Source organism: Thermaurantimonas sp. (assembly GCF_046299575.1).
Lineage (GTDB): Bacteria > Bacteroidota > Bacteroidia > Flavobacteriales > Schleiferiaceae > Thermaurantimonas.
Genome location: NZ_JBKBHX010000006.1, coordinates 61235 through 82541 on the forward strand (window position 1 = coordinate 61235; position 21307 = coordinate 82541).

The following is a 21307-nucleotide window of genomic DNA, read 5'->3' on the forward strand; positions in this document are numbered from 1 at the left end:
ATATTGAAAATCAAAAATATAAGTACGGAACATAGAATACTTAGTGCAAACCAGACCACTTCTGCCTTTTTTGAGCCGCAAAGAAAGCTCAACCCTTGAGTTGAGCCATTTTTTTTTCAATTTCATTGAGAAGGATATTGGGATTCAGACTGCTCACATAGCATTTTTCTCCGTTTTTAAAGCGTATGTGCACTCCCTTATGGCCTTGAAGGCTGTATACAATTCCTAAATCCTCTGACCATCTGACTCCTTTATTTGCATATGGGTACTCCGCAATTTCAACGTTTTCAATTTCATCCCAACTGTGTGACTCCCGATTAAAAGGAAAGTAGTGTATGTTTATCCCCTTATCCTCTATCGTGATAGTCAATCGAATAGACCATAAAAGGAGGAAAGCTCCGAATATCAATATCGAAAAAACTAAAGCTTCAAACTCGATTTTTCCATCTTTCATAAAAGGGACAAAAAATCCTTCATAAAACATCCAAAAACTCATCAACAAAAGCATTGCTAACAAAAAGTAAGCATACCACTGACGGAATCTCTGAACCTCAATGTACCTATTTTCTGTGCGCTTTTCCGCCAAAGTTTTTAAAATTTGATACCAAAGTATTTAAACACATCATTCTCTCCCTAACCCGTTGAACCATACTCTATTTGTATTTGACCAAATTAGATAATCAACTAATTACTAACTTATTTAAATATCCATTTTCATTTGCTCATACCTCAAAGAATTGAAGGAATTTTTTAAGGCTTAATAAGAACATTTAAAAAGTAAAATCACTTCCCACGATTGTACTTAACATTGCACCTAATAATCCGCGTAATTGAATGATTGATTTTAGACCTTTTAAAGCCATTCGCCCAACTCGCGACAAGGCATATTTGGTGGCCACACGCTCATATGTTTCTTACAACGAACAGGCTTTGGTCGATAAACTCAATAACAATCCGTATACATTTTTACACGTCATCAATCCAACTGAAGCTCGAGTTAACAACATTCAAGGCAGTGATAAATATAAACTCGTACGAAAAACTTTTCAAAAATTTTATCGCGATGGTGTTTTTATTTCTGATGAACGACCGGCGTATTATCTCTATCGCCAATCTACCTCTCAACACGTTTTTACCGGACTCATCGGCGCGGTGAGTGTATTAGATTACAATGAAGGCCGCATCAAAATTCACGAGCACACCCTCACCCGTCGCGAAGAGATGTTTGCCGACTATTTATACCACACAGGCTTCAATGCCGAGCCTGTGTTGCTTATGTACCCGTGGCAAATGAAACTTCGCCAGGTATTTGAACGCTACCTACTCATGCGGCCGGAATACGAGTTCACCTCTACCGACCGTGTTTTGCACGAATTGTGGGTGATCGACGATGCCAATAGTATTGAGACCATCCAAGCTGTCTTTTCAAATATCGAGAATGTTTATATTGCCGATGGCCACCACAGATCGGCCTCTTCAGCCCTGCTTCACAAGCGCTTACAAAACGAAGGTAGAACTTCTTCTGAGTCAGGCTACTTTATGGCCATGATGCTCCCTGAAACAGAGTTGGTCATCGATTCCTTTTTCCGTTTGCTTGAAAATTCATCAGCCGAAGAACAAAAAAACATTGAGGAATTTGTCCATTCGAGTTGTCAAGAGATTTCTCCAAACCAACCATTAAATTCAGGCGAAATTTCAGTATTTAACGGAAAAGAATGGAAATCATACAAAATACCAGACGGGTGGTTTGTGGGTAAAAATGCGGCAAAACAGTTAGATGCAAGTGTTCTGTTCGACCATATTCTTAATCCCATAGCTGGCATCACTGATGCTAAAGAAAGCGAACGCTTACACTATATGCCTACACCCGAGGGACGTAAGAAAGCCGAAATTTGGGCAGTAGAACACCCACATTCTTTAGTATTTGAATTAGCACCTATCGACGTTGAAACCATTAAAAAAATATCAGACCTACACCTTGTTATGCCTCCAAAAAGTACTTATATCCTGCCAAAACTGCGCAGTGGTCTTACCATTTACGACCTCAACATTCACTGACGTTCGAAAAGTGCTTCCAATTTCTTCCATCTTTCTTCGTCAGCATTGTTAAGCTCTAAGTTGAGTTCTTTTTGTAAGTTTTCCTTTTCGTTTTTTAAATGCATAAACCACTTCCTGGCGCTTTCAGCCTCAGGCATTCGAATATGATGGTTCAGATTTTTTAAAAATTGATCTATGCGCTCAAAGCACTTTTTAGTATCTTCTGAAAACCAAGTATTAACAAAATATTCAAACACGACATCTATTGCTTTTTGTGTCGGATGTGCCATGTCATCTTCGTAATACTCATAGTTGCGCAGCACATCTGTAATGATTTCATACGAAGGAAAGTAAAAGACGTGATTATGCCTATCAACTACCGCATGTACAGCAGCCAATAGATGTGCTTTGCTTCGAATATTTTGTACCATTCCATCGCGTAGATGTTTCACAGGGCTTACTGTCAGAATAACTGATGCGTTTTTGTTCCAATATGCAATTAGTGCCAATACTTCCTCTAAAATTCCCTCTACATCTTTTGGGGCAAGCAATCTTTTCTCAAAAATATCCGAAGGCATCTTGTGGCAATTAGCCACTGATAGCTGATTTTTTTTTAAGACATAGTGATATGCCGTACCCAGAGTAATGACTATTAAACGAGCTTCTAAAACGCTTTTTTTCAATACATTACTTGCTTCCTTAATTTTTTGTTTTAATGCCTCTTTCGAAACAGCGTACAGTGAGCTATGGTGTTGCCAGGATAAATAAATACCGTCGCGCTCAAAAATCGTATCTTCTTCCGCTTCGGAAAAAGCTTGTTTTAAATGTTTTAAAAGACTAACCGGATCAAAAGCTATTCCCAGGGGATTAACAATTACAGGATGATAAAAGCGCTGCAGGCGACTTCCAATATTTTCAGAAAAACACGAACCCAACAATATGACGCCGTCTTTTACATTGAGTAAATCTATGGGAGTCTCTACGGCAGGGAAACTAAGAATGCGATGCTGAAAGGTCATTTTAAATGTTAATCCACTTCATCAGCAAATTATAGCGCTGCATCAGATCTACTGCACTTTTTGTCTGAGCAAAAACCGCCCGAATGTCGTAATTATAGCGCTCGAAGGTCTGAAGAATTCCGTCCAGATTTTCCTTGTTGAGTTTTAACGTCAGCAATATTCTGTTGCTGCCTGGAATTTCCGTAATGTAAAGCGCCACAATTCGCGCATCGCCACTTTCAGCTATTTGGGCTATTTGGCTAAGGTAATAATCACCTGAAGCCAATTCAAGCACAACGACCCCACCTGGAATTTTAAACGAAATCGCTTGTGCAAAGGCATATAGCATTTCAGACGCCTGAATGCTTCCAATGTAAGAACCATTTCGATCTAATACAGCTAATACGTCGCATTTAAAAACGCCAAAGGCGCTAATTACTTCCAGCTCATGACTATCTATTTGCACATAAGCTGGTCGAAGCAGCTCAGGTGTTAATCCACTGATGGATTGTAAACCATCTAATTGATTTTCAAGGTCTTCAAGCCTTACCACACCCACGAATTCACCCTCCTGAAGTACAGGCAATGACTTTGTGCCATGATGCAGAATCTCTTCAATGGCTTGAGCCACCGAATCAGAGCTGTTCAGAGGATTAGTATTTAGAGATATGTAATTTTCTGCAGTCATGACATGGCAAACATAGGTGGAATACAATAAAGAGTTTTTATGCCAGATTTAAATAGCTTAAAAATTCACTTGAAGACAAACTTATCTTTGTTTAAAAAGCAAAAAACCGACCAAAAATGGCCGGTTTTTAAAGGGTGGCAGATGGGTCTCGAACCCACGACCTTCGGAACCACAATCCGACGCTCTGACCAACTGAGCTACAGCCACCATTTTTCGGGCTGCAAATGTAATGTTTTACTTTTGATTTATACAAAACCCATATCGTCAAATTTGATTTTTTTTAACCCCTATCTCCAACTCATCTTAGTCCATATTTCATTATTGACGTTCTTTGCAGACAAATAAAAAATACAGAGATTGAAATCAATTGGCGCCTGGATTTTCTCGCTCATTTTGATGTTAACATTAGTGAATATAAGTGAAGCACAAAACAAGAAGGCTCTTAAAATGTATCAACAAGCCCGCGAAAAATTGGCAAATCGCGATATCCAAGGAGCCCTTAAACAATTGGGTGAACTCAATAAAAAATATCCTGACTTTCCCGATGCCTGGATTTTGAAAGGCGATTTACATGCTCGCGAAAAAAATACCGATCTCGCACTTGAAGCATACATGGGTGCTTTAAAAGCCGGTGCCGGTGCCTTCTTACATCTATCTGTTGCTGAGTTGTATTTCAATAAATATCAATATGATTTGGCAAAAAAGCATCTCGATATATATCAAGCCTATCCAAAAGCAAGCCCTCAAGGGCTTCAGAAAGCCAATAAATTACGAAAAAATATTGAATTTGCTTCAGTTGCTATAAAAGATAGTGTGCGTTTCTCTCCTGAAAACCTAGGACCTACAGTAAACGACCGACATCACCAATATTTCCCAGCTCTTTCAGCTGATGGCAAACTATTAGTTTTTACTGAAAGAGAAGTAGGTACAGACAAGAAAGACGAAGATTTTTACTACGCAGAATTACTCAAAGGTGGTGGATTTTCACCAAAGCGAAAACTTCCAGGTTACATCAACACACCGCTTAACGAAGGAGCGCAGTCCGTATCAGCAGATGGGCGAATCATCATTTTCACTGGGTGCCACCGGCCTGAGGGATTTGGCTCTTGCGACCTGTATGCCAGCTATTTGATGCCCGATGGAAGCTGGAGCTCACCGCAGAATCTAGGTCCAGCTATCAATACAGCTGCATGGGAAAGTCAACCTTCCCTTTCACCTGATGGTCGAACGCTTTATTTTGTTCGTGGAAAAACCGGTCGCGACGAATCGACGGACATCTACTACTCTACCCTCGACGATAACCGGCGATGGACAGAAGCTAAACCATTACCCGGAGCAGTAAATACTCCCGGGCGTGAGGCTACTCCTTTTATTTATTTCGACAATCAAACGCTCTTTTTTGCCAGCGACGAACACCCAGGTTTCGGCGACATGGACTTTTTCTACTCAAAACTCAACGCAGACGGCACATGGTCACAGCCGGTCAATCTCGGTTACCCGGTGAATACATCTTCCGAAGAATTCAGCCTTATTATTAGCCCCGATGGCCGCACAGCCTACTTTGCGAGCGATAGCCGTGCAGATGGATATGGCGGATTTGATCTGTATAAATTTTCGCTTGATGAACGAATTAGGCAAACACCAGTCGCATTTGTAAATGGTGTGGCTATAGATGCTAATGACGGCAAACGCATTGCTAACGGTTCAATTCGATTGTTTGACTTAAGTAGTAGTAAAGAAATCTGGACTGGCGAAACGCGAAAAGATGGTACCTTCTTCTGGGTATTGCCCGGAAACAGAGAATACGCTATGTATGTAGAAAAAGAAGGCTATCTCTTTCATTCTCAAAATTTTGTGGTGAAGGAAGAACCTTCGGACAGCGCACTGTATGTAGAGGTACGACTTAAGCCAATCGAAACTGGCAGTGTTATCGTTCTTCAGAATCTCTTTTTTGACACTGATTCCTATAAAATTCAACCCAAATCTGAAGCTGAATTAGCTAAAATCTTACAATTTTTAAAACAAAATCCGAATGTACGTGTAGAAATTGCAGGACATACAGATAGTCGAGGTTCAGCAGCTTACAACCGTGCCCTTTCGCAAAATCGAGCAAAAAGTGTGATAGAATACCTGGTTAAAAACGGAATCAATCCTGTACGGCTTATCGCCAAAGGCTATGGAGATACACAACCAGTAGCATCAAACGATACGGATGAAGGTCGTCAGCTGAATCGGAGAACAGAGTTAAAGATTATAGCTACACAATAAGTTTTATAATTGATTTTAAACAAATTGAGTGAACACATCCCATTTTAAGTTTAAAAACATAAGAAATAAATGCTGTAGATTTTAATAAAACCGGTAAGAATAACCTAATTGAAAACTCGTAAAGGGCCAGGAGGTATTGCCCTTTTCAATTCGGAACAGTAAAATATTCTTTCCTAATACATAAAATATTTCCGTACTTCCAATCAAAGGCTTGTCATATCTTCCAAAATAACCCACATAACCTCTCATATGTAAATCTGCCCCCCATTTAACATTTTTTATTCTACCCCCTAAACCATACAATACCGCATCGTTTTGCTTGTGGTCTGTCTTATATGTTTGATATGCGTAAAAGCCTAACATGCTATAAATCTGATAGGTAAACGTTTTTGCAGAAAATATTTTTCTGAAATTTACATCAAAGTAATAGCCAGGTGTATCAGTGTAGCGTGCATCTTCCACTCTGCTTCCTGAGGCGGTTTTTAAACCTACGCGAAAAGCAATATCAGGCAACTTTTTATCAAATTGAACAATTTGCCAATGTGTTTCTACATAAATATCCCCTACTGCCCATCCCCTACCCTCATAGGTACGAGCAGCCCTAAAGTCGCGTATATCGGCATTTGTGTTGAAATATTCTGCAGAAACCATCAAGGCACGAAGAGCTACTTTTCGATCAGCTTTGTAGTAAAAGCTGTTTTTAATAGAATACGTCCTCTCACCTTTCGTGTAATAATACTGTAGAAGATTGTAAAAACCGTTTAATGAATCCCATAAACAATACAAGGGTTCAGGCACCGGTAAAGCATTAGGTCCCATTCTGCCAGATTCTAAGTAGAGATATTTTTCAAATGGCGAAATGCCATCCCAACCGTGTAAATCATTCCACCATTGATAATCAGTTTGTTGGGAATAAGTGTGGTAAGTATTTATCAGAATTATTAAACCTACAAGCTTTAGTTTCATTTTCTCAAATACTGAAAGCGATAACCACCCTGTTCTAAAATGAACCCACGGTATCGTCCCTCGCTCAACTCTTTAAATTCTAATACTATTCCGGCCTGTTTGAAGGTAAACTTATTATCCGACTCAGCATTTAGAGGAAAAGCTGATTGCCCGGTAGCCTGCGCGTATAGCTTATTTCGTTCTCTGTAAATTTTAATTTCAAGTGGTAAATCATTCGATCTGTATTCGCCAACTGCAGCGTTCAAAATACTTTCTTCAGGTATATATGAACCTGGCAAATTAAAACTGTGCGGAATTCCGTAAAAAGATGATAATACTCCAATAGCTACATCATTGAGTGAAACGTCTGTTATACAGTTGCTTAACAAAACTGCTGTAACATTATCATCAGGAAAATACACCGCTAAACTCGTAAAACCATCTATCCCACCCGAATGCCCATATCCATTTTTCTGATAAAAGGGAATTTTAAAAACACCCATTCCAACACCATCTCGAAATGAAATCATTTTTTCGATATTTTCATCCTTTAATAAATCTTTTTTACAAAAAAGCCTGTCATAAAATAGTCCCACACTCGCAGCTGTGGCTGCCAAATTACCCGCGCCAAGGGCTACATTCATGTATGTTTCAGAAGCTTTTTCCCAAAGAGAATCTGTTTTGATAAAAGATGGTACTATTTCTTGAATACAAATTCCACCACAACAAATCATTTCCTTATGAAGATTTTTCGGAAGCACATTGCTTATTAACTCACAATACGATTTGCCAGTAATACGCTCAGCTATAAGCCCTAATAGAAAAAAGTTGCTGTTGGAATATTCAAATCGCTCATCAGGCTCAAAATCAGAAGGATAAGAGTATATTTCTTTCAAAATTTCTTCTGTTCTTGTAGGTTTTGAAAAATATTGAAAGTACCTTTCTTCATTTGTATAACTATGAATTCCGCTTCTATGTCTAAGCATCATTTCTATGGTGATTCTTCTTGCATTCACTACTTCCGGAAAAAACAAATCAAGAGTGGTATTTAAGCTTAATTTTTTTCTTTCAATCAATTTTAAAATTATTGTGGCAGTGTATGTTTTTGTAATAGAGCCAATTTTAAAATAACTTGTTTTTTGAAGTGGTATTTTTTGATTTGGATTTGAAAAGCCGAAATTTCTTGAGTAAATAACTTTTCCTTCCTTCACAATAGCAATGCTCCCATTAAAAAGTTCTTTTTCCGTCAAAATTTCCAGCTTTCGGGTTATACTATCAATGTTTTGAGCATTTATGCTTGTATAAAATAAAAATGAAATGAGCATTAAAATTTTGAAATACATTTCACTATTATTAAAACGGATTAAAAATACATTTACCCCACAAACAGTGACACATCAATATGAAAGTAGCATTAGTAGGAACCACAGGATTAGTAGGGCAAGTAATGCTCAAAGAGTTAGAAGCCCGAAACTTTCCAGTTTCAAAATTAATACCCGTAGCATCTGAAAAAAACGTCGGAAAAACCATTCTATTCAAAAACAAAAAAATTGAAATAGTTTCTCTTCAAAAAGCTGTCGATTTAAAACCTGAAATTGCAATCTTTTCGGCGGGTGGAGCAGTTAGCCTTGAATGGGCTCCGCGTTTTGCTGAAGTCGGTTGCAGAGTAATTGACAACTCTTCAGCATGGCGTATGGATCCAACCAAAAAATTGATAGTACCAGAAGTAAACGGTCATCTGCTCACCAATGAAGACATGATCATAGCTAACCCCAACTGCTCTACCATTCAAATGGTTATGGTTTTAGCCCCGTTGCATAAAGAATTTAATGCAAAAAGAGTTGTAATTAGTACTTATCAATCAGTTACTGGTACAGGAGCAAAAGCCGTTGCCCAGCTAATGGCTGAGCGCAAGGGCGAAAATACAGAAAAGGTATATCCTCATCCTATTGACCTTAATTGTATCCCCCAATGCGATGTGTTCCTCGAAAATGGGTACACCAAAGAAGAAATGAAATTGACTAATGAAACTGTAAAAATCTTAGGAGATCCCAGTGTAAAAGTTACAGCTACTGCTGTAAGAGTACCGGTTATTGGAGGACATAGTGAATCTGTAAACATTGAATTTAAAAAACCTTTTAAGATTGAACAGATTTTCGAAATCCTTAGCCAAACAAAAGGTGTAAAAGTACTTGATGAACCACAGAAGTTCATTTATCCCATGCCTATACTTGCAAATGGCAATGATACAGTATATGTAGGAAGAATCCGCAGAGATCACAGTCAAGAAAATACCATAAATCTTTGGATCGTAGCTGATAATCTGCGCAAAGGAGCTGCTACAAACGCTATTCAAATTGCTGAATTATTTGTATGAATAATCTTATTTTTTTTAGTAAGTGATAAAAAAAGGGCCTAAAATGGCCCTTTATTTTTTAATGTTATGAAATGCTATTTCCTTCTCCTACTTTTAGTTTTTTTAGGAGTCAGATCTTCTCCATCCTCCTCATCAATGTAGCCATAACCATAGCCATAGCCGTATCCGTAGCCATAGCCGTATCCGTAGCCATAGCCGTATCCGTAGCCATAGCCGTATCCGTAGCCATAGCCGTATCCGTAGCCATAACCAGAATTTTCAGGAGAAATATCATTCAGAACCAGAGCTACATTAGATAGCGAACCTGTACTTGCTCTTTCACGAATTAAGAACAAAACCTCTTTTGGTGTATATCCTTGTCTTGTCACATAAATATTTAAATCTGAATATTTTGCAATTTCAAAAGCATCGCTTACTAATAGAATTGGGGGTGTATCAATTACAATGAATTCATACCTCTTTCTCAGCTCATCAAGTAATTTTTTAAATTCTTCTCTAATAATCAATTCTGAGGGATTTGGAGGAATCGGTCCGGCAGAAATAATATCTAAATTGTCGTAAAATGTTGATTGAATTATTTCATTAATTTCACTGGAGCCAGTTAAAAAATTGCTTAACCCAGGTTCATTTGTAAGACCAAAATCCATGAAAATCTTAGGCTTTCTCAAGTCAGCTCCAATTACAATGGTTTTCTTTCCTCCCACTGCAAGGACACTTGCTAAATTAATGGAAACATACGTTTTACCTTCGCCTGGTATCGATGAGGTTACTAATATGACTTGGAGTGGAGCTTCTTTTGTCGGTTTAAAAAACTCCAAATTAGCACGAATACCTCTAAAGTTTTCAGAAACGACAGATTTGGGATAGTTTAAAACGGTTAGATTCCCTTCTTTTTTATTATGTCCTATTAATCCGATTAAAGGAACTTGTGTTATTTTTTCTAATTCTTGAGGATTTCTAATTTTTGAATCAAAGTAAGTTATTAAAAAGAGATACCCAATTGGAATAATCCCACCTAATAGTGCACCAATTAATAAGTTTTGAGCATATTTCGGAGAGAGTGGAGTATTGTCAACAGATGCATCTTCTACTATCTGTACGTCTGTTTGTGTACTGGCAGCTGTTATTCCGATTTCAGCCTTCTTTTGAAGTAAAAAAGTAAATAATGTTTGATTTATTTCAAATTTTCTTTTTATTCTAAGTAAATCCTGTTCAGTTTTCGGAACCCTACTAAGTTGCGTCTCAAGTAATTTTTGTCTTCTTTGCAAACTTGCCAAATCCATGTTTAATAAATTTTTTATATTGACAACGTTTTCTTTGATAGCTTCCTGAGTCGAATGGATTTGTTGGAGGATTTCTTTGAGATATGGGTTATCAATTTTTAAATTTCCCAATCTTGCTTTTTGATTGATTAAATCATTAAGTTTTTGTACCAAATTCAATATTACCGGGTCATTTATTCCGCTCACAGCTGGTCTCGCGATCTCGTTTTCAGGATCTTTGTTTTGAAGCTGTTTTTCAAGATAAGTAAAATAATCTAACTTTAATTTTATTTGTACAATTTCTTTATCTAAATCAGACAATCTTTGGAACAGTTCAGTTGCTTCACTTGATAAATCAATGACCAGATTTGAAGATCTAAAATTCTGCAAAATATTTTCAGTAAAAACCAGACTATCTTCTATACCAGCCAGTTGATCATTTATAAAATTCAATGTGGATAGACTGGCGGCTCTTTTTAGTTCTAAACCATAATCGATATAGGCCTTCATGTAGGCATTAATGTAATCTCTGATTTTTTCCTTAACTGTGCCCTGCAGAGAAATACTGATTCCCGAAGAGCTTTTGGCTGCAGGTTCTACTTTTATCTGTTTAGAATAATAGTTTGCAAGAGATTTTATATTATTAAATTGTATCAGGAATTCCCGCCCTGAAATATCAGTGATTTTTTTAATTATTCTAAATTTATAACAATCTGAAACAATCCATTCTTCAAAATTATAGGTTTCTTCCTCGATATTTCTAGAACATGAAAAAACTGAATCATTATCATATTGAATTACTTTAACTTTTTCATCACTGTCAGCTCTTAGTATTTTAAAGGAATTTTTATCAATTACTTTTAAAATAAATGGTGTAAGTTGTTGTGTGTGATGCTTGTCAAATTCAATGTAAAACGGTAGTTTTGAACCATAAAGTTCAGCTTTCCTGATTCTGCCTTCCTCAAAAACAGTATAATAGAAATTTAAACTTTTAAGTGTTTTTTCGGCAAGTTTTGAGCTTTGTAGAATTAATACTTCATTCTCAAATTTTAATCTTGGATTATAATATCCCATAGACATTAGTAGCATGTCCATATTTGGACCTGTCTTTTCTCCTTCTTGTAGGAGTATCAAACTTTTTCCCTGATATATTGGTGTCTTAAATTTATTAATTATAAATGCGGACAAAAAACCTACTGCAATTCCAATAAGTACAATATGCCAATATGATAAAATCTTATATAAAAAAGCTCTGAAATCAAATGAATCCGAATCCTGAAACGGTACTTGATTAAAATTACCGTTATTATTCTGAAAATTATAATTCATTTCTGCAAATTTTGACTAATTAATTACTTAAAGTGCGCGAAACAATTATTAGTGTCAACAAAGTACTTATTACACTTAAAATTCCGGTAAAAGTTTGGAAACCTGTAGTTCCTATTCCCCAGCTTTTTGCTGGCAAAGGTTTAACGTTTATAATATCATTAGGTTCAAGAAATATGTCAGGACTTGATAATACTTTTCTATCGGTAAGATCCAGTTTTTTAAATACATATCCATTTGCTGTCATCCTAATAATTTCAACCTCTTTTCTATCACCTACAAAATCAATATCGCCCGCCTCTGCAAGTGCATCAATTATTGTTACATAATTTCGCATAAAAACATATCTTCCTGGTCTGCGAACATCTCCTATCACTTTAATATTTATTCCCGGAATTCTAACTTTCGCTTTTACACTACCGGGTTCAAAAAATTTATGTAATTCTTTCTCGATAATTTCCTGTACCTCCAAAAGATTTTTGCCGGCTACTTTTACATTTCCGATAATCGGCAATTTTACCTCTCCATCCATATCTATTGAAAAACCATTGAGATAAAATAGTGGATCCAAACCGGCTCCTACTCCACCCATCATACCAAATTGCAATTGATTGGCAGCAAGATTAAATAACTCATTGACTTCTTTATTTGTAGATAAAACTTCTACTTTAATCATATCTCCTACCTGCAACCTGTACTTTATCATCAATCGCCTCTGGAATTCTGCAGAATCTACTTCTATTGAAGCTCCTGAATCGCGGAAATATGTTAATTGTTTTCTGGTAACACAGGAAGAAAATAAAATCAAAACTATAAATGAAAAAAGAAACCGCTTCATCAAACAATTAATTTTGGTCAAAGATATGTTTTGGGTAAAGTGAATTATTTCTTTTTTTTTATTAACAATTCATTATTTTAAGGAAAAGGGATGTTTTGATAAGGGAAGTGCTGCTAATGGATGATAATCTCCCTTTAATCCGACAGGATTGGAATATCGTATTTCATGAACAATCTCTATCGACGGACGGGCATCTTCTAGCCCAAACCCCTTTCCATCAAGAATTTTTTTGTAGGTTTCGGTATGAAGATCGGTAAAACCATCACTAAACTCAAATTCCTCACCTTCTATTTTCAAACTTCGATAAGTCCTTTTACCGCTCATCCGCACTTCTGCGGGCAAGCATTCTTCATTGATGCTTAAAAACCACCTGACACGTGCTCGTTCTAAGTCCATAAAACCTGCAGCTCTGTCGTGAGTACTTACATGAACCATTTGATATCTACATTTTCCGAAGATCCATGTAAGCATATCAAAAAAATGAACGCCTATATTTGTAGCGATTCCACCCGATTTAGTGACATCACCCTTCCAACTGGTATAATACCATTTTCCACGGCTTGTAATATAGGTTAGATCAATATCAAAAATTTTTTTAGGGTCTGCCTGTGAAATCTTTTCTCGCAACTCTAAAATGGATTTGTGAATCCTAAGTTGCAATACATTATATACTCTTTTACCTGACTCATTCTCAACCTGTTGTAAGGCATCAATATTCCAAGGATTTAACACAATTGGTTTTTCACAAATCACATCTGCACCAATGCGCAATCCAAAGCGAATGTGACTGTCATGTAAATGGTTTGGTGAACAAACACTTACATAGTCCACCTTAGTTCCAGTGCGCTTTAATTTTTCAACATGGCGGTCAAATCGTTCAAATTCAACAAAAAATGAAGCATCAGAAAAATAAGTATCGAGAATGCCAACACCATCGTAAGGATCATAAGCAGCTACAAGATTGTTTCCAGTTTCCTTTATAGCTTTCATATGACGAGGAGCAATGTAACCAGCTGCTCCGATTAAAGTGAAATTTTTAGACATTTCCTATTTTTCTTACTTTATTATTCTTTAATTCATACCATTCTCCAGATTCCGGACACTGAGCTATTCCCTTTTCGTCAAAATTAAGCCTATGACCATATTCGCTCATCCATCCAATTTGCCGGGCAGGATTTCCTACTACAAGTGCATATGGCGGAACTTCCTTTGTCACTACTGCACCTGCGCCTATGAAAGCATACTCACCTATATTATGTCCACATATAATGGTAGCGTTCGCACCAATTGTTGCGCCTTTACCCACATGAGTTTTCAGATATTGATTCCTCCTGTTTACAGCTGATCTGGGATTTATTACATTAGTAAATACCATGCTTGGACCTAAAAAAACATCGTCATCGCAAGTAACACCGGTATATATGCTTACATTGTTTTGGACTTTAACATTATTTCCTAATATTACTTCCGGACTTACTACTACGTTTTGACCCAAATTGCAGTTTTTTCCAATTTTACAACCTGTCATTATATGACTGAAATGCCAAATTTTGGTTCCTTCACCTATTTCACATCCTTCATCGATTACTGCTGTGGGATGTGCGAAATAATTATTAGTACTCATTTTTTAGATTAATTTGCATTTTTTTTAAAAAAGCTACTTAAAAATAAAATATTTAAGACAAAAATATTGAATAGTCAGATAAAAAATCAAATCTAAATTAATTATTCGATCAAATGTATATATGAGTAAAAAATTAACTTCCCCTTTATTTTAACGAATTTTAAACAAATAAAATTAAAATGTGCTTCAGGTAATTGTTTAGTTGATTAAATGATTTTTTTATAATTATAATGCTAAAAAAAAAATTATAATCATCTATTCAAATTGAATGAGTATAAATAGATGAAAATGTTCATATATTGCAACCAATATTTTTTGCCGGAACACCAACTAAAACAGAATTTTCTGGGAAAGATTTTGTGACCATTGCTTGTCCGCCTACTATTGAATTGTCTCCTATTTTTACACCTTGTTTTGTTGAGGCACCTATGCCTATTTCTACACATCTACCAATAAAATTATTACCCCCAATATTTACACCAGGAGCTAAACTTGAGAATTCACCGATTTGAGCATTATGCCCAAGAGCACAATTCATATTTATACTAACAAAATCACCTAATATTGATTCATAATTAATAGATACACCTGGATATATTAAATTCCCTTTACCAACTTCACATCTCTTTGATATCCAAGAGTATGGTGATATAAAACTAGGAAAATTAATTGGTAAATTTTTAATACGTTCATAAATATTTTTTTTAATAATAGGTTTATTAATACAAATAACTACAGAAAGATCTATTGTTTTAATCTCAAATAATTTATCAATCGATCCTATTACTGGAAAACCAAAAAAATTTTTTCCGTGCTTTGAAAAATCATCATCTAAAATTCCAAATATTTCATAGTTTGAAAAATCAGAAAAATTGTTTGCCAAATAGCCTCCCACATTTCCTGCTCCGATGATAATTAATGGTTTCTTCATTGTTTGATTTTTTAAAAATATTACATCGGATATGATGAAGTTTTATTCAATGAATTTACTTAGTTATTTCCTTTAAAAAGTCTAAAAATAAATTTTAATTTTCATCAAAAAATAATTATTTAAAATCATAAAAATTAATAATAATTATTTTCCGATACATTAAATTTTCTTCTCCGATTTCATTTTACATAATCATACTATTTTTTGAACTCAATCCAGAATTTATCGTAATAAAATTAGACGTATTTTTAACAATTATCCTGTTAAACATAACTCAAATTTTTTCATATGATCATATTATAGAAAAATTAATTTTTACTAATAGTTTTAGGATTATTATACCTGTTAATCTAATCATTTGCTTATTGTAAAAACTATCTCCTTAATCTGGATTATTTGGATAAAATAAAGGAGTATAATTAAATTCAAAAATTTCATTACAATAAAATCATATTTTTCATATAAAAGTCTCATAAAACAGTTCCTTATCAATAAAACACAAAGGATAAAAAATTGATGCTGCAAATGAACCTAAACAGTGATAATTTATTTATTTCCTGCTCGCAATGAGTCTGATGATTCAGCCAGATATCATGTATTTTTCTAAAATGGGCTTCATTCCTTTTTTCACCGGCAATTGCCATAGTAACTTGCACCAATCATGGTTACCTTCAATAAGCCCAGGCCCTTTTTCCGTGATGACTACATCCCATCCAATAGATCGGTTTTGGGGATGTTTTAAAGCTGCATTTTTGACCATATTTAAGGTTTCTTTCCAAAACGGGACTTGAAAGCCTTCTATCCTAACACCAGTAATCGGATGAATAGATACTTCTGCTTTGGTAATATCACTATATACACCTGGTCCAATTACAATTCCTGTATTTTCATCAATAGGTGCTGCTAGATTTCCTGCAGCCATGTTGTCTACGGGGGAATTAACCGATATTCTCAAGCGGCATCCTAGTAATTCCACTTCATTATTTGAATTTAGCTGTGTAAATATTCTTACAGTATTGACTGCTGTAGGTGATAATTTTTGAAGTACAGGGTGCTGAACTATAAACTCCTCTGCTAATTTATAACCCTTCTTTTCCATAAATTGAATCAAACTGTCAGGCGTAAAATCTTTTGTTTCACAGATCATAACACCTTTACCGCATTTCCCGTCAGATACTTTAAGGACTATTTTCCCAGATGGATTTTCCAAAAGTTTTTGAGCAAATTCTTTATTTCTTTTTAATGTCTCCAAATCTGCTACATTATGTACAAAAAAGTCTCGGTAATTTTTATAAAAAAGAGTTTTATCTTCTAAAATATGCCTCTCCGATTTTGGATTCATACATAATTGGTATTCATACATGAATCCTGTACCAGCCCAGTTTTTTCTTTCTTGATCATTAAGATTGAAAAACCGAAACTGAAAGTATTCAAGTAATGAAATATTATAGCGAAATACGGAGACTATAGAATCGAATATTAGTGTTGCTTTTGATCTTTTTACAAGATTAGCCGTATAGTTTAAAAATTGAAAAAACTTTTTTTTATCGGTCTGCTTTATGTAATAAGCAAGGTATAAAAATCTTTTTAAATTCATATATAAAATAAAAACACATATTTTTTATTTAGTTAAATATACCTGATTAATACCTTGCCAATGAGATTCCTGCGAAAATTCTTTAGCCCAATTCAAACCTTCACGCCCATGTTCCAGCCTTTTTTCTTCATTTATTATATAATATTTCAGGGCATTTCGAAGTGCCTCTTTATCTCTTGCTTTAAACACCAATCCGTTTACATTTTCGTTAACTGAATCAATACAACCTGTGGCATCACTTACTATAACTGGAAGCCCCATGGCTGCAGCTTGAACGGGTACATTTGGGAAGCCTTCTCTCCAGGAAGGCAATACAAAAATATCGAACAGAGACATGTACAAGGGTACATTGTCCTGAAAGGGAATATGAATAATTCCAGGATGGGATCGAAATCTTTTCTCGAATGTCTTCTCACATTTTATATGACCCATCATAATTAATCTTAAATTGGGATAGTTTTCATATAAACTTTCGAAAGCATCTACTAATTCGTAAACGCCTTTATCTCTTGTTACCCTACCCACAAAACCTATAACAAGGCAATTTTCTAGTTTATATTTCTTTTTTAATTCGGTAACCTCTGTTTGATCAATTTTACCTCTATCGAAAGTATTTAAATTTATTCCATTACTACTTCCTTTTAGAATGACTATGGACTTTTTTTCATCCAAAATGCCATAGCGCCCTGCTGCCGATTTCAAAGAATGGCTGACATAAATTACTTTGTGAGCCATACTTACTGTTAATCGCTCCATTAGGATTAAAATCTTTCGCATCACTCCAACCTCTGTTTCAAACCGTAATCCTCTGCATGTGTAAATACGCCTTTTAACACCCAAAACTTTTGCGGCTAATAGACCCAATAATGCCATTTTGGGAGTTCCCAGATTTACTATATCGGGTTTAATTTTTCTGAAATGCCTTATGATCTGAACTAAAGACTTTAGATCTTTAAGAGGGTTAATTTCCGCAACAATATCGACTGGTAAATGTGTAATCCCTTCTTTCTGGCAAAATATAGTTTCTTTATAGTGATCTTGTGAAATCAAGTACACCTCATATCCCAATTCTCTGAAGTATTTAGCTTGGCCGTCGAGTAATCTTGAACTTCCTCCTGATGTGACCCCGAGAATAAGCTTTTTTTTCAATGAACCCAATGCCTTTTGTACCACTTTTGGAAGACAAATAAGACCCATAATTTAAAACTATGGTTCTCTTGGTTATTCATGTGTTCTTCCAGTAATTTATCAATGTAATTTGCTTGAAAAATCCCTTGGGTTTGAATAAAATCTTTATCTAATAACTCGAGTAGTTCTTGTTTCAATTCATTTTTAAACCATATATTAAGAGGAAGCCCAAATCCTTTTTTACTAAAAGACAAAGTTTCCTTCGGCAGAAGGTCTGCAAAGGTATCTTTAAGTATTTTTTTCTTTTCTTTTCCCTCAATTTTGAAATTGGAAGGCAATCGAAAGGAAAAGTCTACAATTTTTGAATCCAAAAATGGCACACGGGCTTCTAAGGAACTGAACATACACATGCGATCCACTTTGGTCAACATATCCCCTTCTAACACTAATTTTACATCGCTGTAAAACGTTCTATCCAATTCATTTAAATTTGGAAATTCATTGAAAAAAAAGCCTATTTCATTGTCAGTTGACTGATAGTATTCATTTTTTATCAGAAGCTGTTTTTCATTGGTTGAAAAACCTAAAGACGAAAGCTGAATATATCTTTGGTTTGGTGTTAAAGATGCAGATTTTATTACTTTCTTAACCTTTCTAAGAGTATGATTAGTAATAGTAGTGTGAGGAATCAAGTTTATCCATTTTTTTATTAATTTTTGAAAAAATGAAGGAACTTTATTCCATTGAGCAGCATAATAGCTACCTAAATATTTTTCATATCCACCAAACAATTCATCCGCGCAGTCACCTGTTAGCACCACTGTTACTCTTTCCCTTGCTTTTTTGGCAACCATGAGCGAAGGTATAGCTGAAGAATCACCGAAAGGCTCATCAAAATAGGCCAAGGCATCATCCACTATTTCCAATAAGTCTTTGTGACTTAAAAAATATAATGTATGATCTGATTTTATATGTTTAGCTACTAAAGCAGATCGTCTGCTTTCATCATAAGCTTTTTCTTTGAAACCTATAGAAAAAGTTTTAATTGGCTCAGAAGAAACCTTCGCCATAATGGCAGATACAATGCTGGAGTCAATTCCCCCACTTAAAAATGAACCTAATGGTACATCCGAAACCATTCGCTCCTCCACCGATTCAAATAAAAGGCGACGTAGCATTTCCTTAGCAGCCTTATAATCAGTAATTAAATAATGCTGATTGTTCTCAACGATACTTTTTAAATCATAATACACTTTAATTTCAAAATTGCCCTTTTCGTCAACTTCAATATAGTGACCGGGCTTTAACTTATAAACATCCTCAAAAATGGTAAAGGGAGCCGGGATATAAGTCAAACTGAAAAAAAGATTTAGTCCTTTTATTGAAATCTTCTTTTTGTCTATAAATTCATCTAATGCTTTTAATTCTGAAGAAAACAAAAAACTGTCCTCACATTTCGTATAATACAAAGGTTTTTCGCCATATCTGTCCCTTGCAATAAAAAGCCTTTTTAAGCGTTTATCCCAAAGTGCAATGGCAAACATTCCTTCCAATAAATTCAGACAGGATTCCCAACCATATTTTTGATAACATTTTATGATAACTTCTGTGTCACTATGAGTTTGGAATGAATACCCACTTTGTTCAAGTCTGGTTTTTATTTTTTTGAAATTATAGATTTCTCCATTAAATACTATAACAACAGTTTTATCATCAGAAAACATTGGTTGTGCACCGGATTTAAGATCAATAATCGACAACCTTCTATGCCCTAATCCTACTGGTGCATCATAATAGTATCCACAATCATCCGGACCTCTTGAGTAAAGTATATCTGTATGGGATTTTAATACTTTTAAATCAAAATTGTTACTAATAAAACCAAATATTCCACACATCAATTAATTGTCCTAAATATTTTTGTAATGGACAACAAAATAAAACTTTGTTTAAATCTGGCCGCGATAAAAAAAATCTTCCATTTAAATGGTAGGAATTTGAACTGAAATTTTTTTAGGTTTTCCCGAAAAAGATCATCGTTTAAAATTAAAGTTAAATCAGAAAGTTTTTGTTTACATTTAACTGTGTAATTTTTACTTGAAATAGCAAGACAATTGTTGATTAATGATAAGACTAAACGATTGGATAATGCAATTTTATAAGAATTTTCAAAATTGTTTTTAATAATAAAATCATCAATAGTATGGTATAAGTTTTTAAATCGATAAAAAAGTGTATTTTTATGATGTTTTGTGAGCGAGCTTTCATTTGTCATTCGATAATGATTCAAAAATTGATTGATGTAAATAATTTTATTTGAAAAATGAAAAGCTTGAATATTAAAGAATACGTCCTCACTTCCAACCAAATGAGTATCTAAAAATTTAATATTATTTTGTTTTATTAAATCAGATTTGTATAATTTACCCCATGCAGATATAAACGAATCTGTCTTTGTAGGGAACCTCAATTCTTCATTCAATAAACCTACTGTGCGTCTTCTGATATTGTACAATTTATCATTTGCAAAAATTTCAATATCATTATCGGTAGGAAAGACTTTGTATTTTATATTATTTCTATAAAACTCCTTAATAAATGACCAAAAAACTATATCAGCAGAATACTTTGAGATGATCTCGTGAGCTACTTCCAAAGTATTTAGTTCCAACCAGTCATCAGAATCTAAAAAAGTAATGTATTTGCCATTTGATTTGATGATTCCGAAATTTCTGGCACTTGAAAGTCCGCCGTTTTCTTTGTGATATACAGTTATACGATTATCTATCCTTTTATAATTTTCACAAATTTCACCGGATGAATCAATTGATCCGTCATTTACTAAAATAATCTCAATATTTTTGTAAGTTTGATTAATGCAAGATACTATACATTTATCTACAAATTTTTCTACATTATAAACAGGTATAATTATTGAAATTAAGTCTTTCAAATTAGTCAATAAGTTTAAATCTATATAATATCGATTTCAATAATATTTTTAAATGTCTTTTAATTGAATTTTTATCTCTGTAATCTAAAGATACCTTTAATAATTCTGGATGAACAATATCAATGATACATTCATCTTGATATAATTTATTAATTTCATTTTTTTTAAAAACCAATAGATTTTGTCTGTACCACCAATAAATGTTTTCATTATACCAAATTTTTGGTCGAATTATATCATAGCAAGTATAATTATTTTCTTTAAACAAACGAGTCCAATACGATAATGGCTTTTCGTTAATGTGATTAAGTCCACCCTGATATGGAATTGCAGCT

The 21307-nt window shown here is 34.6% G+C and carries 17 protein-coding genes and 1 tRNA gene; 3 read left to right on the forward strand and 15 right to left on the reverse strand.

What is annotated here, in order from left to right:
* Nucleotides 1-88: 88 nt before the first annotated feature.
* Entirely contained in the window at nt 89-496 is a 408-nt protein-coding gene (locus tag ACK4EX_RS08780; protein WP_409771888.1) for a hypothetical protein, read from the reverse strand.
* A 338-nt stretch (nt 497-834) separates the two neighbouring features.
* Here ACK4EX_RS08780 and ACK4EX_RS08785 point away from each other — a divergent pair, with 338 nt between their 5' ends.
* Entirely contained in the window at nt 835-2058 is a 1224-nt protein-coding gene (locus tag ACK4EX_RS08785; protein WP_409771889.1) for a DUF1015 domain-containing protein, read from the forward strand.
* Here the strand turns inward: ACK4EX_RS08785 and ACK4EX_RS08790 are convergent.
* The 3 genes from ACK4EX_RS08790 to ACK4EX_RS08800 all read right to left on the reverse strand — a co-directional run bounded on the left by ACK4EX_RS08790 (nt 2052) and on the right by ACK4EX_RS08800 (nt 3930).
* Nucleotides 2052-3056, reverse strand: coding sequence for a GSCFA domain-containing protein (locus ACK4EX_RS08790; protein ID WP_409771891.1), 1005 nt, complete (start codon nt 3054-3056; stop codon nt 2052-2054). The genes ACK4EX_RS08785 and ACK4EX_RS08790 overlap by 7 nt on opposite strands.
* A 1-nt stretch (nt 3057) precedes the next feature.
* Complete coding sequence (locus ACK4EX_RS08795; RefSeq protein ID WP_409771894.1) at nt 3058-3723, reverse strand: CBS domain-containing protein; 666 nt, start codon at nt 3721-3723, stop codon at nt 3058-3060.
* 133 nt (nt 3724-3856) lie between these two features.
* A tRNA-His gene (locus ACK4EX_RS08800) sits at nt 3857-3930 on the reverse strand.
* Nucleotides 3931-4119: 189 nt separating this feature from the next.
* On the opposite strand from ACK4EX_RS08800, the gene ACK4EX_RS08805 reads away from it, so the two are divergent.
* Nucleotides 4120-5991: an OmpA family protein gene (locus ACK4EX_RS08805; protein WP_409771896.1), complete on the forward strand. Its 1872-nt coding sequence runs from the start codon at nt 4120-4122 to the stop codon at nt 5989-5991.
* 81 nt (nt 5992-6072) lie between these two features.
* Here the strand turns inward: ACK4EX_RS08805 and ACK4EX_RS08810 are convergent, their stop codons facing one another.
* Both ACK4EX_RS08810 and ACK4EX_RS08815 read right to left on the reverse strand, forming a co-directional pair.
* A complete protein-coding gene (locus tag ACK4EX_RS08810) occupies nt 6073-6957 on the reverse strand; it encodes a hypothetical protein (protein ID WP_409771898.1) in 885 nt (294 codons plus the stop codon).
* Nucleotides 6954-8279, reverse strand: a complete 1326-nt coding sequence (locus ACK4EX_RS08815; protein WP_409771900.1) for a serine hydrolase domain-containing protein — start codon at nt 8277-8279, stop codon at nt 6954-6956. Before ACK4EX_RS08815 ends, ACK4EX_RS08810 begins: the two co-directional genes overlap by 4 nt.
* 59 nt (nt 8280-8338) lie before the next feature.
* Between ACK4EX_RS08815 and ACK4EX_RS08820 the strand changes: the two genes are divergently transcribed.
* Complete coding sequence (locus ACK4EX_RS08820) at nt 8339-9313, forward strand: aspartate-semialdehyde dehydrogenase (RefSeq protein ID WP_409771901.1); 975 nt, start codon at nt 8339-8341, stop codon at nt 9311-9313.
* A 74-nt stretch (nt 9314-9387) separates the two neighbouring features.
* On the opposite strand, the gene ACK4EX_RS08825 is transcribed toward ACK4EX_RS08820, so the two are convergent.
* The 9 genes from ACK4EX_RS08825 to ACK4EX_RS08865 form a co-directional block, all read right to left on the reverse strand.
* Nucleotides 9388-11904, reverse strand: coding sequence for a GumC family protein (locus tag ACK4EX_RS08825; RefSeq protein WP_409771903.1), 2517 nt, complete (start codon nt 11902-11904; stop codon nt 9388-9390).
* A 19-nt stretch (nt 11905-11923) separates the two neighbouring features.
* Nucleotides 11924-12739: a polysaccharide biosynthesis/export family protein gene (locus ACK4EX_RS08830; protein WP_409771906.1), complete on the reverse strand. Its 816-nt coding sequence runs from the start codon at nt 12737-12739 to the stop codon at nt 11924-11926.
* 72 nt (nt 12740-12811) lie between these two features.
* Nucleotides 12812-13783 (reverse strand): Gfo/Idh/MocA family protein, encoded by a 972-nt coding sequence (locus tag ACK4EX_RS08835; protein WP_409771908.1) that lies wholly within the window; start codon nt 13781-13783, stop codon nt 12812-12814.
* The gene (locus tag ACK4EX_RS08840) at nt 13776-14363 is read right to left on the reverse strand and encodes an acyltransferase (RefSeq protein WP_409771910.1); all 588 of its coding nucleotides are present in this window, start codon (nt 14361-14363) and stop codon (nt 13776-13778) included. Before ACK4EX_RS08840 ends, ACK4EX_RS08835 begins: the two co-directional genes overlap by 8 nt.
* Nucleotides 14364-14655: 292 nt before the next feature.
* Nucleotides 14656-15294, reverse strand: a complete 639-nt coding sequence (locus ACK4EX_RS08845; protein WP_409771912.1) for a NeuD/PglB/VioB family sugar acetyltransferase — start codon at nt 15292-15294, stop codon at nt 14656-14658.
* Nucleotides 15295-15874: 580 nt separating this feature from the next.
* On the reverse strand, nt 15875-16891 hold the full coding sequence (locus tag ACK4EX_RS08850) for a sugar-transfer associated ATP-grasp domain-containing protein (protein ID WP_409771913.1): 1017 nt from the start codon (nt 16889-16891) through the stop codon (nt 15875-15877).
* 24 nt (nt 16892-16915) lie between these two features.
* The gene (locus ACK4EX_RS08855) at nt 16916-18040 is read right to left on the reverse strand and encodes a glycosyltransferase family 4 protein (protein ID WP_409771915.1); all 1125 of its coding nucleotides are present in this window, start codon (nt 18038-18040) and stop codon (nt 16916-16918) included.
* Nucleotides 18037-19917: an asparagine synthase (glutamine-hydrolyzing) gene (gene asnB, locus ACK4EX_RS08860; protein ID WP_409771916.1), complete on the reverse strand. Its 1881-nt coding sequence runs from the start codon at nt 19915-19917 to the stop codon at nt 18037-18039. The genes ACK4EX_RS08855 and asnB overlap by 4 nt, the downstream gene beginning before the upstream one ends.
* Entirely contained in the window at nt 19917-20972 is a 1056-nt protein-coding gene (locus ACK4EX_RS08865) for a glycosyltransferase family 2 protein (RefSeq protein WP_409771918.1), read from the reverse strand. Before ACK4EX_RS08865 ends, asnB begins: the two co-directional genes overlap by 1 nt.
* Between the last annotated feature and the right edge of the window lie 335 nt (nt 20973-21307).